A 15363-nucleotide genomic window follows, 5' to 3' on the forward strand; every position below is an offset into this window, starting at 1 on the left:
GTCGAAGAATGAGAAACGAGAGCGCCGGATCAGCGGTGCGCGCGAAATATCGGGTCGCGGCGTTCGGCCGCGGTGCCGCAGTGGTCGCAGGTGTCCGACTGTGCGACAGCGGTTTCCAGTCGAAGATTCGCCGGATGGGTGGCGATGGCATTGCCGAGTTCGGCACAGACGGGATTGGGGTAGCCGTAGTCGACGTACACCATCCGGTGGTCCACATCGACGATGACGCCGTGCTCGACGGCACCGCGCGCCGCGGTTGTTCCGGTGTAGGTGACGCGGGCACCGATATGGTGCCGGAAGATCTCGAGGGCGGGATCCGCGCGACGTCGGCGCGCCTGCTTGCTCACCGCGGGCTCGGTTCGGGGTCGGTCGGTGCCGTCGCGTCCGGGGTCGCGACGAGTGTCGCGCTGCGCACCCGAGGGTCGCGCGGATCGTGGATGAGGACCACGACGACGGCGTGCGGTTCGTCGCCGCTGAGGTAGGGAATGCCGGAGAGGCCCGGGCGCCACGCGCCGAATCCGGCGAGCCTCGGCACGCTTCGCACGGCGTGATCGAGTGCCATCTCGGCGGTAGCTGATCGATCGCTCAACACCGCTCGTCCACCTTCCGGCAGATAGTGATTTGCGTCACAAAATGTTTGGTATGACACGCCGAAAGTCGACGGCGGGACGCGCCGGGCGACCGGCGGGCATCGGTGACGGTCATCGCAGCCGCCCCTCGTCGGGCAGCAGGTCGACAACGCGGCGCCGCAGCACCGCGGCGATCCGAACGAGCTCGTCCAGCGTGAACGAGCCGTGCGCGGCGAGCAGGCTGCGCAGGTCGGATGCCGGTAGCCCGGAACGCGCGGCCAAGTCCTCGAGACAGAGTCCCGCATCGGACATGGCGAGCCGCACCTTCCCGGCAACCATCTGGTCTAGGTGTTCCATACGGAGCACATTAAGGTCCGTTCGGACCTGTTGCAACTCTCAGATGACCTTTTCGGGCGAAATGTCTGATAACTATGGGAAACCTTGGTGTTTTTACGGCATGTCGTTTGCCAGGTAGCCGTTCGGACCTCAGAATGGTCCATATGGGCGTGGAAAAGGTACCTTCGGACATCAATCGCGCAGTGGGAGCGGAGCTCAGGGCAGCCCGGGCTCGGCGGGCGCTGACGCGTCCGCAACTCGCGGCGCTGACCGGCCTCGGGGTCAGCACGATTCAGCGCTTCGAGAACGGCGACAGGTCGCCGGACATGCAGCAGCTGCACGCGTTGTGCACCGCACTGGGCATTCCGATGCGGGAGTTCGTGGCGCTCGCGCTGCGCGACGTCGAACGCCCCGCGGAGTAACGCACACAATCGAACAGCACCCACACTGCCGTCACCACCGGGTCTCGGCGCTGCGAAAACTAGTGCGCGGAACAGTGAGTCGAAAGACGATCGGCGAACTGATGCGGCGCGACACTACCGCCCCGACATCGGCGCACGCCGTGTGAAAGACCGCGCGGGCACCCTACTGCCGCGCGGCGAAAACGCCTATGCGCAGCGCGGATCGGCACCGCCGTCGGCCACAACCACGGTGTCGTCGACGAGCACTCCGATGGCCGCCTCGGCGTACTGCAGCACCGCCTCGACCGGATCTACGCCCATCACCCACGCCGCGAGTACGACGTCACACAACGTGCCCTTGCCCTGCACAACCCGCCGGGCGACTTCATCCCCGATAGCCGTACCCAGTGTGACTGCGGCGTTGTTTCCCCGCCCTGCCGCAAACGGTCTGACTGAGTCGATCTGGTCCACGACTGTTATCCCCTTCACTTACGCTCAACCTTGAGCCCCACTCCGAGACAGAACCGGACTGGCGTCCCGGAATCTGGCGTAGTTATATCCCATTCGCCGGGGGGTCGCTCACCAAAGTCGCCCTGCCGCAGAATGATTCGTTGCTCTGCGGGCTAACCAGCGGCGCGCTGCGGGATAGCCGGAAGTTGGCTCGAGCCGCAGTCAGCGCCGGAAGGCGGCGGCGTGCGGCTCGTCGGCGGGGACGGGCGTTGCCCAGGAGTTGTTGCGGTCACTCACATTTCACGACGGGGATCGGATCGTATTTGACCGTCCTTGTCGTCCGGGAGACCTCGCGGCCGGAGCGCCGGTCGGTGATGATGCGGGTGTCGGAGATGGTGAACCCGGGGGCGCCCTCGGAGGCGATGCAGTCCTTGCCCTTCGGGAGCTTGATAGTGGTCGGCTCGGTCGGCTTGGTCTTCTCGCCGGTCACCGATTCGACGTTCAGGGTCTTGGTACCCCAGAGCCGGACGGTCACTTCGGAATCGGTGGTGACGGCCTCGATGAAGACGCCGTGCGGGGTGTTGTTGCGGAAGCGCAGATCGATGGCGCCGTCGAAGACGGTCGCCTCGCGTGCGGCCGGGTAGCGGGAGATGTAGTAGCTGTGCTCGGTGTGGCCCGCATCCTCCATCCCGGCGAAGTACGCGGCGTTGTAGAGCGTGGTGGCGAACTGGCTGATGCCGCCGCCGACGGCGGTGCTCGGCCTGCCGTGGTCGATGATGCCGGACTCCACGTAGCCCTCGGCGGTACCGCGCGGACCGGTGAAGTCGTTGAGCGAGAAGGTATCTCCCGGCTTCACGACCGCGCCGTTCACCTTCCTGGCGACCACCTTGATGTTCACCCCGGACGGGCCGCTGAAACCGTTGGTGGTGAACGTGCCCATGGTCTCGACCACGCCGAGCCCCTGGGCCGCCTCGGTGGTCAGCTTCGGCTCCACCTTTTCGTAGATCGCCTGGCCGGTCCGCTCCTGCGGCGCGGCGAGCAGCGCGGCGAACTGCTCGAACGTCTTCGGCCAGTTGATTTTGTCGCCGACGACGGCGGGCACCACGGTCGGCTTGCCGCCGGTGAGTGCGAACGTCGCGTCCTTCGCCTCGATCTCCGAGGGCGCGAGTTGCGGCGCCAGCAAACCGACCGCGACGTTTTGATCGACGGCCATGGCCAGCCCGCCTTGACCGTCGGGGGCGAAGGACAGCACGGACGCGATCTGCTCGGGATCGAGCTTGGCCGAACCGCCCTTGCCCGCGAAGACGACCGGCGCGCGCACCGCGGGTTCGGCCACCTCGCGCAGGGCTTGGTCGACCGCGTCCGGGCGGACGGTGAGCGGTGCGGGGTGCACCGGGAGGTCGAGCGCGGTACCGGTGATCCACTTGTCGATCAGGTCGGTGCGCGCGGCCGGGGTGTCGAGCACGCGGCCGGGCACGGGGGCGACCGCGACCGGTCTCGCCTTGTCGAAGGCGATGGTGCCCTCGACCGAGGGTCTGTCGTGCACGCGTAGCGCCGTCAGCTGGCGATCCAGCGCCGCGTCGTCCACGGCGCTGGCCACCGCGACATCGCGGGTGGTGAAGAACGAGGTGAGCCGGGTGATCGGGTCTAGCGGCTGCTTGCCGATGCGCGCCCAGGTGCCGTCCCAGTCGACGGTCAGTCCCGCGGCGGCGGGGACCAGCCTGGTCTGCACGTCACCGATGCGCAGCGGCAGTTCCCGGTCGGCGCGCGGTGTGAGCTCGGCGCGCAACCGCGCGTCCGCCGCCTCGGTGTCCAGGCCGCCGACGTCGACGCCCGCGACGACGGTGCCGCGCGGCACCTCGCCCGAGGACAGCACCAGGTCGACCGCGTAGGCGAGGCCGGTCACCGCGAGCACCGCACCCACCGCGAGGCCTGCCCGCTTCAGCACGGTGCGATTCAGCCGCTGCGCCGGCGGCCCGGAGATGGGGCGCCGGGTCGGCGGCGCCGGGCGCTCGCCCTGCTGCGTCCGATGGGTGGCGCGCCTGGTCGGGGTGAGCTGTAGCGGTTCGGTGGGTGCGGAATCGCCGCCCCACTCCTGGGGCTGCTGCGCCCCGTTGGCCTGGGCCGACTCGAGCAGCTGGCGTAAACCGACCTCGCCCGCCGGTTGTTGGCCGCGGCGTCCGGTGCTCGACTGGCTCGTCACGAACCGTCCTCCCCGTTCGGTTGAGTTGGGACTCACTGGGTGCGAGTCTCCGCCAACGATAGTGCGCCCCAGCGACAACGTCAGGTGAGCACTGATCTACAGCTAATTCCTTGCAAAGAACCCGGTGGGCCACGCAAAGGGCCCCGCGCAGTTGCCGGGTCGGGGGTCTGGCAACTACGCGGAGCCGATCTGATTATCGGAGCGACGCACCGTGTGTTACACAGCCGGACGAACCAGGATCGGATCGAGGCGGGACAATCGGGGACGAACGAGTGTCCGGCCACCGCACACACGAGGAGAGGGATGGCATGCAGCTGGGAATGATCGGCCTCGGACGAATGGGCGCCAATATCGTGCGCCGCATCGTCAAGGACGGGCACACCGCCGTCGGCTACGAACGTCGTCCGCACCAGATCGACGTGCTGCGCCAGGAGCTGGGTGACGATTTCCAGGGCAGCACCGACCTCGCCGAATTCGTGGGCATGCTGCAGACGCCTCGGGTGGTGTGGGTGATGATCCCGGCGGGCGCCACCGGCGCCGTCATCGACCAGGTGGCCGAGCTGCTCGAGCCCGGCGACATCATCATCGACGGCGGCAACAGCCGCTACCACGAGGACATCAAGCGGGCCGAGCAGTTGCAGCCCAAGGGCATCCACTATGTGGACATCGGCACCTCGGGCGGTGTCTTCGGCCTGCAGCGCGGCTTCTGCCTGATGATCGGCGGCGAGGCCGAACCGGTGAAGTATCTCGACCCGCTGCTGAAATCCATCGCACCCGGCGTCGAGGCGGCCGAGCGGACGCCGGGGCGCACCGGCGAGCCGTCGATGGCCGAGCAGGGCTACCTGCACTGCGGGCCGGCCGGCGCGGGACACTTCGTCAAGATGGTGCACAACGGCATCGAGTACGGCGCGATGGCCGCCTACGCGGAAGGCCTGAACATCCTGCACCGGGCCAACTACGGCGCCGAGCACGACGGCGAGTTCTCCGCCGAGGAGACACCGCTCGAGCACCCGGAGTACTACCGCTATGACATCGACGTACCCGAGGTGACGGAGGTGTGGCGGCGCGGCTCGGTGGTCGCCTCCTGGTTGCTGGACCTCACCGCGAGCGCGCTGCACGCCGATCCGAACCTCGATTCCTACAGCGGCCGGGTCTCCGACTCCGGCGAGGGCCGGTGGACGATCGACGCCGCCATCGACACCGGCGTACCGGTGCCGGTGCTCGCGGCCGCCCTGTTCCAGCGGTTCTCCTCGCGCGGCGAGGCGCTCTACGCGGACAAGATGCTCTCGGCCATGCGTAAAGCGTTCGGCGGGCACAACGAGCTACCCGGCGCGTAACGCACGAGCGCGGCTCCCGCGGTGTGCGGGAGCCGCGCTCGGCGGATCAGAAGCCTGCCGCCTGTGCCAGCAGCTTGGCCACGGCGAGCGGGCCGAACCAGAACAAATAATTGAGGCCGTAGAGAAATGCCATGAGCGGCAGTCCTTTCAGTCGAAGTTGCGGTCGATCCAGTCGATCGTCTGCATGCCGAACAGGTCGGTGCCCCAGCCGTAGATATCGGTGAGCATGCGGACCATGCTGCAGTCGGTCGGCTGGTAGGTCACCTCGGTGCCGCCTGCCCGATAGATGTCGGCCAGCTCGCGGGAGTCCTTGGCGGGCACCAGCGACATGGGCGAGTCGTCGGCGACGCAGGAGGTGATGGCCACCTTGGCCTTCGGCGTGCCGGAGCGGCCGAGGATGTTGTCCTCGAACGCGCGCTGGAACGCAGGCTCATCGGCGGGGCTGAGGCCGGAGTTGAACAGGGTGTGCAGCGGCAGGAACGGCAGCCCGAAGTAGGCGGGCGTCTGGCACTGGGTACGAAAGGCGTTGGCCAGCCCGACGCCCGCCGGGTTGAGCTTCGCGTTCACCGCCATCTCCGGGTACGCGGGCTCCAGGCCGAGCAGGGTGGCCAGGGCGAAGCCGGAGCCGACCGAGCCGTCGGCGACCCGCATGAAGTTGCGCGGGTTGACGACCATCCCTTCCAGCACGGCCGATTTCACGTCGAGCTCCGGCGCGTAGGTCGGCTGCAGCTCGGCCGAGAAGCCCGCGCCGACCCCACCGCCCGCGATGCCGAACAACGCGATCTGCGCCCGCGGATCGAGCCCGGCCTCGCGATGCGCCAAAGCCGCACGGACACCGTCGAGCTGGGCGTGCGCGGCGAACTTGCCCGCGAAGACGCCGTGCGGCTTGCGATCTCCGTCGTTGCCGACATCGGAGATCATCACCGCGTAGCCCTTGTCGAACATCAGCGCCAGCGGGCCGAGCGCCGACCAGGACGAGCCGTCCAGCGGGTCGCCGCCGGTCCACTGGGTGCTGGGGTGACAGGACCAGCCGACGCTGTCGTTGGCCTCCTGGTAGGAGATCACCTTCTTCTCGCCGACCGGCGCACCGTGATTCGGGATCATCAGGATGCCGGTGCTGATCATCGGGGTGACACCGTCGATGCCGGTGGTCACGTACATCAGCTTGTAGGCCTCGACGTCGGGCGGGGTGATGCCGAGGAACATCACGTCGACCTTCTTGGCCTTCAACAGCGTTCCCGGCTGCTCGGCACCGGTCAGCGGCGGCTCTTCGTAGAACGGGTCGTTGGCGAGCAGGGCCTGGAACGCCTGATCCGGCGGAACCGGCTGCGCGCCTTGGATCTGGCCGACCACGAAGCCGTTGAAGACGCGGTCCAGTCCGGGCGTCGGCATCTCCGTCTGCGCCGCGGCGGTTCCGGCGGTGAGTACCAACGAAGCGGCCGTCGCAACGGCCACGGTGAAGCGTTTCATCTAGCGCACCGCCATCGTGTCGATCGGGGTTACCTGAATCTGCCTGGCCGCGGAGTCGAGCAGCTGTGGAATGTTCAACAGCGGGCGATGCGACTCCATCTGAATCTCATAGGGGGTACGCATCACGGCTTCCAATGCGGGCCAGTTGTTCTCGACCTGGAACTTGTATTTGGGCAGCAGCTCCGAGTTGATGTAGTCCCAGCGCGGGCCGAACTCCGACCAATTCCATTCCGGCAGTGGCAGGGTCAGCAGGGCGGGCCTGCCGTCGGCCATGGTGAACGGGATGCGCACCGGATGGAACTGCCGCGGCGGGGCCACGCCCGCGACCGACGGTGAACCGGCGGCACCGCTGGCGTAGGTGATCGCCTCGCCGACGCTGCCCTTGTAGCCGCGTGCCGCGTCCCACTGCGCCCCGATCACCCACTCCTGTTCCCGGCGAAGCAAAGTCCCGTTGCCCGAGGCGATCCGGTCGTAATCGCCGGAGGCCACCCCGCGCCAAGCCTCCATGATGTCATCGCCGAACAACCCGGCCGCCTGGAACTCCTCCAGCGCGGGCAGACCCTCGGTGACGTAGGCCTCGTGCATGGGCATCAGGTCCGAGAAGATGTTCTTCTGCATCACCAGGATCATTCCGATGAGGTAGTGCAGGTCCTCGGGCGTGATCTGGGAGCCCGCCTCGGCCAGCGCCATCAGCCCGCGCGGAAGTTGCGCCACCGCTTGCGGTCCGGCCGCCTGGTCGACCGCCGCGACGACGCCGCGCGCGGACTCGGCGAGACCGGGCAGGCCGTAGAGGTTGCCCATCAGCTCGAAATCGAGCAGCCCGCCGCCGAAGTCGGCGCCGACCTGCCCGCCCATCCCCGCCCACTGCAGCTCGCGGTGGTTCAGCTGCAGGTCTTCGTAGTAGCGGTAAGACCTGATGAGGTTGGTGCGGTTGGCCTCGACGCCCGCGCGCGGATCCCAGGACCGCAGGTCGATGCCCGCCTTGTTCGTCGCGGTGACGAGCCAGTACTGGTAGAGCAGGGCGGCATACCGGGTGGGCGCAACGCCTTGGCCGCGCGCCTCGTCCAGTAGCCCGCGCAGCTCGGCCGCGTCGTAGGGCAGTTCGGGGTTGACGCCGCCGGGGCTCGTCGCGGCATCGCGGTTCACCAGCGGCAGATCCAAGTAGCGGTCCACCTCGCCTGCCGCGGTGGCCGGGGCCGTTGCCGCGAGTCCGAGACCGACCGCGGCCGCCAGCGCCAGTGCGGTGGCGCGCAGCGCTATACCGATTCGCATCAGCTGTTCAGCCTTCCTCTCTGCTAGCTCGATTCGAGTAATTCGTTAAGCCGAAGAGATGTCTTGCCGGTAGCTGCCTGTCGATCGGGCGGTGGTATAACGCCTTCTCGATTAACAAGCACCGGTAGCACAGTAGGTGACGTGCAGGTAAACACAGAGATCAGCCCCGTCGCAAGAAGCGGTATGACAAACGATCTGCAACCGAAGAAGACCTGTAACGCGAAAGTTGCGAGCTAGTAGCTAATAACTCCGGCGTTTGCCGCAGCAAATACGAGCAAAAACGCGATCCGCGGCGAATGAGATAACTCACAGCAACGACCGGCGAGGCCCGACGCCAGGCGGGGACTACCCGGAACCCACCGTCTCAGACAGAATGAGGCAGACAGCTACGTCCACGGACCGCGATCCGCGCGGCCCGGATAGTGGGGTGAATCCATGGCCGAAAAGCATGTGGTCCGCAACGGCGAGGTCGATCTCGCCGTCTATGAACAAGGCAATCCGGACGGGCCGACGATCCTGTTGCTGCACGGCTGGCCGGACACCCATCGCCTGTGGGACAACGTCGTGCCCGAGCTCACCGACCGGTTCCGGGTGCTGCGCGTGGACAATCGTGGACACGGCGAATCGTCCAACCCGCCGGGCACAGCCGCCATCTCGACCACGACGCTGGCCTCGGACTACGTCGCGGTGATCGAAGCACTCGGCGGCGACGAGCCGGTGCACGTGCTCGCGCACGACTGGGGCAGCGTCGCCACCTGGGAAATCGTCTGCCGCCCCGACGCGCAACGCCTGATCGCCTCGTTCACCTCGGTATCCGGGCCGAGCATCGCGCACGTGAGCAAGTGGGCGCGCAGCCGCCTCGCCCGGCCGACCCCGCGCAATATCGCGCTGCCGCTGGCTCAGCTCGGTTCCTTCGCCTACTCGACCTTCCTCGCGCTGCCGGTACTGCCGCGAGCCGCGATCAAGGCGGGGATGAGCGAACAGCGTTGGCGCGCCATGCTTTCCGCCACCGAAGGCGCACCGCCGGAGCGGATCCACCTCGCGCCGACCTTCAAGCAGGACATGGCCAACGGACTACGCATCTACCGCTCTACCTGGGCCGCGAATCCACTGCGTGATCGCGACCAATTCACCACGGTCCCTACCCAGATCATCGTCGGCACCCGCGATCCCGCAGTGCGGCAGTCGAGTTACGCGGACGAGGACCGGTGGGCCGACCAGGTCTGGCTGCGTGTGGTGAAAGGCGGGCACTGGCTGCCTTTCTCGCACCCGCAACTGCTCGCTTCGGCCGCCGTGGAGTTGATCGACGCGGTGTCCGGTGCGCCGCAGGCCCGCACCCTGCGCCGGGCGCGGATGGGGTTGCCGCGCAAGTCATTCGAGCATCAACTGGTGGTGATCACCGGCGGTGGCAGCGGTATCGGCCGGGCGACGGCGCTGGCCTTCGCGCGCGAGGGCGCCGAGGTCGTGGTGTCCGACATCAACGGAGTCGCGGCGGAGGCGACCGTGGCGCTGATCGCGCAGGCGGGTGGCACCGGCTACGCCTACGAGCTCGACGTTTCCGACGAGTCGGCGGTGCGCAAGCACGCCGACGGCGTACTCGGCGAGCACGGCGTGCCCGACATCCTGATCAACAACGCGGGCATCGGGCAGGCCGGAAAATTCCTCGACACCCCCGCGGCCGATTTCGACCGGGTGCTCGCGGTCAACCTGCACGGCGTCGTCAACGGCTGCCGGGCCTTCGCGGGTCCGATGGTCGAGCGCGGACTCGGCGGGCACATCGTCAACCTGTCCAGCATGGCCGCCTACACGCCGCAGCAGGCTTTCTCGGCGTACTCCACCAGCAAAGCCGCGGTCTTCATGTTCTCCGACTGCCTACGCACCGAATTGGCGAGCAGCGGAATCGGTGTCAGCACCATCTGCCCCGGCATCGTGCACACCGACATCGTCCGCAACACCCGCATGTCCGGCGTCTCGGCCGAAGAGGAGCAGCGCAGACAGCAGCTCTACGACCGGCTGTACCGGTTGCGCGGTTACGGGCCGGAGAAGGTCGCGGAGCAGATCCTGCGGGCGGTACGGAAAAACAAGGACGTCGTCCCGGTGACCCCGGAGGCCAGACTGCAGTACGTCTTCGGGCGTGTAGCACCGGGCGTGGTTCGATTCGCCGCTGCCCGCGGCAGTTTGGTGCGCTGATCGAAAAGGTGGCACCCGAGGACCGGGTGCCACCTTTGTCAGTTGTTTGCCGGTGCTACCGCTCGATGATGGCGACGACGCCCTGTCCACCGGCGGCACAGATGGAGATCAGCGCGCGGCCGGATCCCTTCTCCGCCAACATCTTCGCGGTCGAGGCGACGATGCGGCCGCCGGTCGCCGCGAACGGGTGACCCGCCGCCAGCGACGAGCCGTTGACGTTGAGCTTGCTGCGATCGATCGAGCCGAGCGCGCCGTCCAGGCCGAGGCGCTCCTTGCAGTAGGCGTCGGACTCCCACGCGGTCAGCGTGGCGAGCACCACCGAGGCGAACGCCTCGTGGATCTCGTAGAAGTCGAAGTCCTGCAGGGTCAGGCCGTTTCGGGCGAGCAGCCGCGGCACCGCGTAGGTGGGCGCCATCAGCAGGCCGTCCGGGCCGTGGATGTAGTCGACCGCCGCAACCTCGCTGTCGACCAGGTGGGCGAGCACCGGCAGGTTGCGCTCGGTGGCCCACTCCTCACTGGACAGCAGCACCGTGGAGGCGCCGTCGGTCAGCGGGGTGGAGTTGCCCGCGGTCATGGTGGCGTCACCGGCCTTGACGCCGAACACCGGCTTCAGCGTGGCCAGCTTCTCGACGGTGGAGCCGGGGCGCAGGTTGTCGTCGCGGGTCAGCCCGAGGAACGGGGTGACCAGGTCGTCGAAGAAACCGCGATCGTAAGCGGCCGCCATGTTCTTGTGCGACAGGTAGGCCAGCTCGTCCTGGGCCTCGCGCGGAACGGCGAACTCCTTGGCGGTGATGGCGGCGTGCTCCCCCATCGACAGCCCGGTGCGCGGCTCGGCGTTGCGCGGGATCTCGATGCCGAGCATGCCGGGGCGCAGCTGGCCGACCAGCTTGAGCCGGTCCTTGTTGGTCTTGGCGCGGTTCGCGTCGAGCATCCATTCGCGCATGCCCTCGCTGACCCCGATCGGGGCGTCCGAAGTGGTGTCGGTGCCGCCGCCGACGCCGGCCTCGATGCGGCCCTGGGCGATCGCGTCACCGACGGTGACCACGGCCTGGAGACCGGTGCCGCAGGCCAGCTGCAGGTCGTGCGCCGGGGTGTACGGGCTGAGCTTGCTGCCGAGCACGCTCTCGCGGATCATGCCGTGCTCGCCGACCCGCTTCAGTACCGCGCCGCCGACCACCATGCCGAGCCGCTCGCCCTGCAGGCCGAAGCGGCTGACCAGGCCATCCAGCGCGGCGGTGAACATGTCCTGGTTGGAGGCGTGCGCGTACGCCTTGTCGGAGCGAGCGAACGGGATCCGGTTGCCGCCAACGATGGCGACCGGGCGGGTGGTCTTACCGGTCTTGGCGGTGCTCTTCGCCGAACGGGATTTGGTTGTCACTCGAGTCTCCAGGTCTCGTTGGGGATGTTCGGCGCTCCGGAGTCCGCGTGGAAATCTCCACAGATCGGCGCCCCGTCGCGGTTGGTTTACATTAAACTTACTCTGGAGTAAGTTTGTTGTCGACACCGTACCCCGCAAATGTGTGCCAGCGGTCCACTGCCGGGTACCACCAGACCCGAGAACTGAACATCGCGGCGTGAGCGAGAGTCGGTGACGGGGGAAGCTTGCGTAACCTCGCCAGGGACCGTGCACGCCGCCTGTCAACACAGAAAAGGTAGGAACAGTGGCAGCCAGCAAGAGTAAGGGTGCTCCCAACCTCTACGGATCGTTCGTCCACTCGGCCCCCGGTCAGTTCCTGGCGAGCAAGCTGGGACTGCCGCAGCCGGAGAATCTGCGCCGCTACAAGCAGGGCGAGCCCGCCCTGCCCGGCCCCGTGCTGCTCGGCGGTAAGGGCCGGGTCGCCGAGCCGGTGCGCGCCCTGCTGTCGGACTACACCTTCGTCGACGCGCCGAGCGCGGGAACGAAGCTCGGCGCGCTGGTGTTCGACGCGACCGGCATCGGGTCCATCGAAGACCTGTCCCAGCTCTACGAGTTCTTCCAGCCCGCCATGCGCACCATCGCCGCGTCCGGCCGCATCGTCGTGATCGGCACCACGCCCGAGCTGACCGCGAGCGTGGACGAGCAGATCGCGCAGCGCGCGCTCGAGGGCTTCACCCGCTCGGTGGCCAAGGAGCTGCTGCGCGGCGCCACCGCCCAGCTGGTGTACCTGCACCCGGAGGCCGCCGCCGGCGCGTCCGGCCTGGAGTCGACGCTGCGCTTCCTGCTCTCGGCCAAGTCGGCCTTCGTCGACGGTCAGGTCATCCGGGTCGGCAAGGACGACGCCACCCCGCCCACCAGCTGGGACCGCCCGCTGGAGGGCAAGGTCGCCGTGGTCACCGGCGCCGCGCGCGGCATCGGCGCGACCATCGCCGAGGTGTTCGCCCGCGACGGCGCGACGGTGATCGTCGCCGACATCCCGGCCGCCGGTGAGGCGCTGTCGCAGACCGCGAACAAGGTCGGCGGCACCGCGCTGGCGCTGGACGTGACCGCGCCCGACGCCGCGGAGAAGCTGGCCGAGTTCGCCACCGAGCGCTTCGGCGGCATCGACATCGTGGTGCACAACGCGGGCATCACCAGGGACAAGCTGCTCGCCAACATGGACGACGGCCGGTGGAACTCCGTGCTCAACGTGAATCTCGCCGCGCCGCACCGGATCACCGAGGGCCTGGTGGCCCGTGGCGCGCTGAAGGACGGCGGCCGGGTGATCGACGTGTCCTCGATCGCAGGCATCGCGGGCAACCGCGGCCAGACCAACTACGGCACCTCCAAGGCCGGTGTCATCGGCATGGTCGACGCCGAGGCGCCGAAGCTGGCGGAGAAGGGCATCACCATCAACGCGGTGGCGCCCGGCTTCATCGAGACCGCGATGACCGCCGCCATCCCGCTGGCCACCCGCGAGGCGGGCCGCCTGATGAGCTCGCTGCTGCAGGGCGGGCAGACCGTCGACGTCGCCGAGACCATCGCCTACTTCGCCAGCCCGGCGTCGAACGCGGTGACCGGCAACGTCGTTCGCGTCTGCGGGCAGAGCCTGATCGGAGCATGATGACCGAACTCATCTCGCTCACCGAAACACCCAAGAACGGCCCGCTATACCTGAAGGCCGCGCTGGGAGCGGTTCCGCTGCCGCTGGTTTCGGCACGTAAGCCGACGCTGCCGGATCGGGCGAGCAAGCTCGACGGCCTGCAGGTCGATCCGGATCATCTGGCCGCGTACTGCCGGGCCACCGGCCTGCGATTCGGCGATGCGCTGCCGCTGACCTACCCGTTCATCCTCACCTTCCCGATCGTGATGCAACTCGTTGTGCAGCGCGACTTTCCGTTCGTCGCGGTCGGTGCGGTGCACGCGGAGAACGTGATCGAGCGGACGCGCGACATCTCGGTGAGCGAGCCGCTGGATATCAAGGCGCACATCGAGAATCTGCGCGAGCACCCCAAGGGGCTGCTGGTGGATGCGATCACCGAGATCAGCGTCGGCCGCGAGCAGGTGTGGCGGCAGGTCACCACCTTCCTGCACCAGCAGCGCACCTCGCTCTCGGGCGGGCCGAAGCCGGAGCCCAAGCCGGAAGAGGTCCCGCCGCCACCGCTGCGCACCTGGCGGGTCGATCAGAAGACGATCAACCAGTACGCCGCAGCCTCGGGTGATCACAACCCGATCCACACTTCGGCGTTGGGCGCCAAGGCTTTCGGATTCCCGAAGCCGATCGCGCACGGCATGTGGTCGGCCGCGCACATGCTCGGCACCATCGAGGGCCGGGTACCGGGCAAGACCACCTACTCGGTGAAGTTCGGCAAGCCGATCTTCCTGCCGTCGACGGTGAACGTGTATGCGGATCAGGTGGCGGGCGGCTGGGATCTGGCCGTGCTGAACCCGAAGAAGGGGTTCCCGCACCTCACCGCGACACTGCGCTGAGATACGAGAATCAATGGAGCCGCGCCTCTTTCCTGGGAGGCGCGGCTCCACTCGTCGAATGACCCGACGGCGAGCGACGCTATGCCGTCAGCAGTCGCAGCCGCAGCAATCGCAATGACAGCAATCGCCGCAATCGCCGTTGCAGTCCTTGAGCCAAGCATCCTTGCGATCGCCGGTGCACGGCTGGGTGTGCTCGGCACAGCAGGCGTACCCGGTGCAGTACCCACCGAGGATGAGGGCAAGCGACTCACCGATACCCGGACGACGCTGCCGGGTGCGCCGCGAGCTCATCTGCACGTCGGTGCTGTCGTGCGCGATCCCGCAGGCGTGGCCGGCTACCGTGCCGATCCCGCGGCCGAGCCGACGCAGCACGCCGGCCAGCGGGTCGAGCAGCATCCAGCGCACCGTGGGGACGGCGGCCAACTCGGCTTCGGCTACCGCCTCGCGCAGCCGGGCATCCGATTCCCGCAGTAGGTCGTACGCCTGCGGCATGGACGTTCCGGTGGCGGCGAGCGGATTGAACCGGCCGCGGGCCAGGTCCTGCTCGTAGTCCTGCACGGCATCGGCCAGGTGCGCGATCCGGCCGAATTGCCAACCGGCGGCGCGCAATGCGTCGACGTTGGCCGGACGATTCGCCAAAACGGCTGTGTGCGCGAAGAACTCGGACGCACAGAGCTGGGTGGGCTCGGTCAGTCGCGCCAACGAACCCGTCCCGCCGGCGGTCACCGATTGCTCCAACTCGGTCTGCGCGCTCAACGCGGCGACGAGGGGTTCGACATCCAACCCGATGCGCTGTGCGCTCAGCCGCGCCTGTCCAGCCCAGCGACTCGCCGCCTTCGCCATCGGCGTGCGGGCGAGCGCGGACGCGTCACCATCGTCGACGTGGTCGCGGACCTTGGCCGACGCCAGCAGCAGTGACGCCGTCGTGGCCAGGCGCACTCCGGGCGAATCCGCGGCCGCGACCGACGCGCGCTGCATCCCGCGCAGGGCACATCGCCCCGCCGTGGTGCGCTCGACCGCGCCCGCCGACTGCGCCTCGGTGAGCATGCTCAGCACGATCGCATCGACATTCGTTGTCGCACGGGCCAATTGCCCGTGCTGGTCCCGTAGCCCCAGACACAGCCCGCACATATGTGTGCGCCACTCGGCCGCATCGATGCCGTACTTCGCCGCGCCGTGCGCACACGGCCTGAGCAACCCGAACAATTCCGCCCCGTTCTCGCCGGCTCATTCCACAAAGCCGGTCTGT

Annotated in this window: 14 protein-coding genes; 5 read left to right on the plus strand and 9 right to left on the minus strand. The window is 68.1% G+C overall.

Features of this window, described 5'->3' with window-relative positions:
* Positions 1-29: 29 nt before the first annotated feature.
* The 3 genes from ACIHA7_RS24070 to ACIHA7_RS24080 form a co-directional block, all read right to left on the minus strand.
* A complete protein-coding gene (locus tag ACIHA7_RS24070; protein WP_397293233.1) occupies positions 30-347 on the minus strand; it encodes a hypothetical protein in 318 nt (105 codons plus the stop codon).
* Positions 344-589 carry a hypothetical protein gene (locus ACIHA7_RS24075; protein ID WP_397293234.1) on the minus strand — a complete coding sequence of 82 codons (246 nt, stop codon included), beginning with the start codon at positions 587-589 and terminating at the stop codon, positions 344-346. Before ACIHA7_RS24075 ends, ACIHA7_RS24070 begins: the two co-directional genes overlap by 4 nt.
* A 112-nt stretch (positions 590-701) precedes the next feature.
* A complete protein-coding gene (locus ACIHA7_RS24080; protein WP_397293235.1) occupies positions 702-926 on the minus strand; it encodes a hypothetical protein in 225 nt (74 codons plus the stop codon).
* A 143-nt stretch (positions 927-1069) separates the two neighbouring features.
* On the opposite strand from ACIHA7_RS24080, the gene ACIHA7_RS24085 reads away from it, so the two are divergent.
* Positions 1070-1327 (plus strand): helix-turn-helix domain-containing protein, encoded by a 258-nt coding sequence (locus ACIHA7_RS24085; RefSeq protein ID WP_397293236.1) that lies wholly within the window; start codon positions 1070-1072, stop codon positions 1325-1327.
* Positions 1328-1513: 186 nt separating this feature from the next.
* On the opposite strand, the gene ACIHA7_RS24090 is transcribed toward ACIHA7_RS24085, so the two are convergent.
* Positions 1514-1777, minus strand: a complete 264-nt coding sequence (locus tag ACIHA7_RS24090) for a hypothetical protein (RefSeq protein ID WP_397293237.1) — start codon at positions 1775-1777, stop codon at positions 1514-1516.
* A gap of 268 nt (positions 1778-2045) precedes the next feature.
* The gene (locus tag ACIHA7_RS24095; protein ID WP_397293238.1) at positions 2046-3959 is read right to left on the minus strand and encodes a VanW family protein; all 1914 of its coding nucleotides are present in this window, start codon (positions 3957-3959) and stop codon (positions 2046-2048) included.
* A 308-nt stretch (positions 3960-4267) separates the two neighbouring features.
* On the opposite strand from ACIHA7_RS24095, the gene gnd reads away from it, so the two are divergent.
* Complete coding sequence (gnd, locus tag ACIHA7_RS24100) at positions 4268-5296, plus strand: phosphogluconate dehydrogenase (NAD(+)-dependent, decarboxylating) (protein ID WP_397293239.1); 1029 nt, start codon at positions 4268-4270, stop codon at positions 5294-5296.
* A gap of 147 nt (positions 5297-5443) precedes the next feature.
* On the opposite strand, the gene ACIHA7_RS24105 is transcribed toward gnd, so the two are convergent.
* Positions 5444-6766 (minus strand): lipase family protein, encoded by a 1323-nt coding sequence (locus ACIHA7_RS24105; protein WP_397293240.1) that lies wholly within the window; start codon positions 6764-6766, stop codon positions 5444-5446.
* Entirely contained in the window at positions 6767-8038 is a 1272-nt protein-coding gene (locus ACIHA7_RS24110) for a hypothetical protein (RefSeq protein WP_397293241.1), read from the minus strand. It abuts the gene before it with no gap.
* 435 nt (positions 8039-8473) lie between these two features.
* Here ACIHA7_RS24110 and ACIHA7_RS24115 point away from each other — a divergent pair, with 435 nt between their 5' ends.
* Positions 8474-10228, plus strand: coding sequence for an SDR family oxidoreductase (locus ACIHA7_RS24115; protein ID WP_397293242.1), 1755 nt, complete (start codon positions 8474-8476; stop codon positions 10226-10228).
* Positions 10229-10283: 55 nt separating this feature from the next.
* Here ACIHA7_RS24115 and ACIHA7_RS24120 read toward each other — a convergent pair whose 3' ends face one another.
* The gene (locus ACIHA7_RS24120) at positions 10284-11606 is read right to left on the minus strand and encodes an acetyl-CoA C-acetyltransferase (RefSeq protein WP_397293243.1); all 1323 of its coding nucleotides are present in this window, start codon (positions 11604-11606) and stop codon (positions 10284-10286) included.
* 283 nt (positions 11607-11889) lie between these two features.
* Between ACIHA7_RS24120 and ACIHA7_RS24125 the strand changes: the two genes are divergently transcribed.
* Positions 11890-13248: a 3-oxoacyl-ACP reductase gene (locus ACIHA7_RS24125; RefSeq protein WP_397293244.1), complete on the plus strand. Its 1359-nt coding sequence runs from the start codon at positions 11890-11892 to the stop codon at positions 13246-13248.
* Positions 13245-14114, plus strand: coding sequence for a MaoC family dehydratase (locus ACIHA7_RS24130; RefSeq protein WP_397293245.1), 870 nt, complete (start codon positions 13245-13247; stop codon positions 14112-14114). The genes ACIHA7_RS24125 and ACIHA7_RS24130 overlap by 4 nt, the downstream gene beginning before the upstream one ends.
* Before the next feature lie 87 nt (positions 14115-14201).
* Here ACIHA7_RS24130 and ACIHA7_RS24135 read toward each other — a convergent pair whose 3' ends face one another.
* Positions 14202-15320 carry a DUF5685 family protein gene (locus ACIHA7_RS24135; RefSeq protein ID WP_397293246.1) on the minus strand — a complete coding sequence of 373 codons (1119 nt, stop codon included), beginning with the start codon at positions 15318-15320 and terminating at the stop codon, positions 14202-14204.
* Positions 15321-15363: the final 43 nt, after the last annotated feature.

This window comes from Nocardia sp. NPDC052316 (assembly GCF_044547795.1).
In the GTDB taxonomy this organism is placed as follows: domain Bacteria; phylum Actinomycetota; class Actinomycetes; order Mycobacteriales; family Mycobacteriaceae; genus Nocardia.

Bases quoted from the DNA above. Each gene is read 5' to 3' on its own strand.
- ACIHA7_RS24110 (WP_397293241.1), bottom strand. From the start codon at position 8,038: ATGCGAATCGGTATAGCGCTGCGCGCCACCGCACTGGCGCTGGCGGCC.
- ACIHA7_RS24085 (WP_397293236.1), top strand. From the start codon at position 1,070: ATGGGCGTGGAAAAGGTACCTTCGGACATCAATCGCGCAGTGGGAGCG.
- ACIHA7_RS24115 (WP_397293242.1), top strand. From the start codon at position 8,474: ATGGCCGAAAAGCATGTGGTCCGCAACGGCGAGGTCGATCTCGCCGTC.
- gnd (WP_397293239.1), top strand. From the start codon at position 4,268: ATGCAGCTGGGAATGATCGGCCTCGGACGAATGGGCGCCAATATCGTG.
- ACIHA7_RS24080 (WP_397293235.1), bottom strand. From the start codon at position 926: ATGGAACACCTAGACCAGATGGTTGCCGGGAAGGTGCGGCTCGCCATG.
- ACIHA7_RS24130 (WP_397293245.1), top strand. From the start codon at position 13,245: ATGATGACCGAACTCATCTCGCTCACCGAAACACCCAAGAACGGCCCG.
- ACIHA7_RS24105 (WP_397293240.1), bottom strand. From the start codon at position 6,766: ATGAAACGCTTCACCGTGGCCGTTGCGACGGCCGCTTCGTTGGTACTC.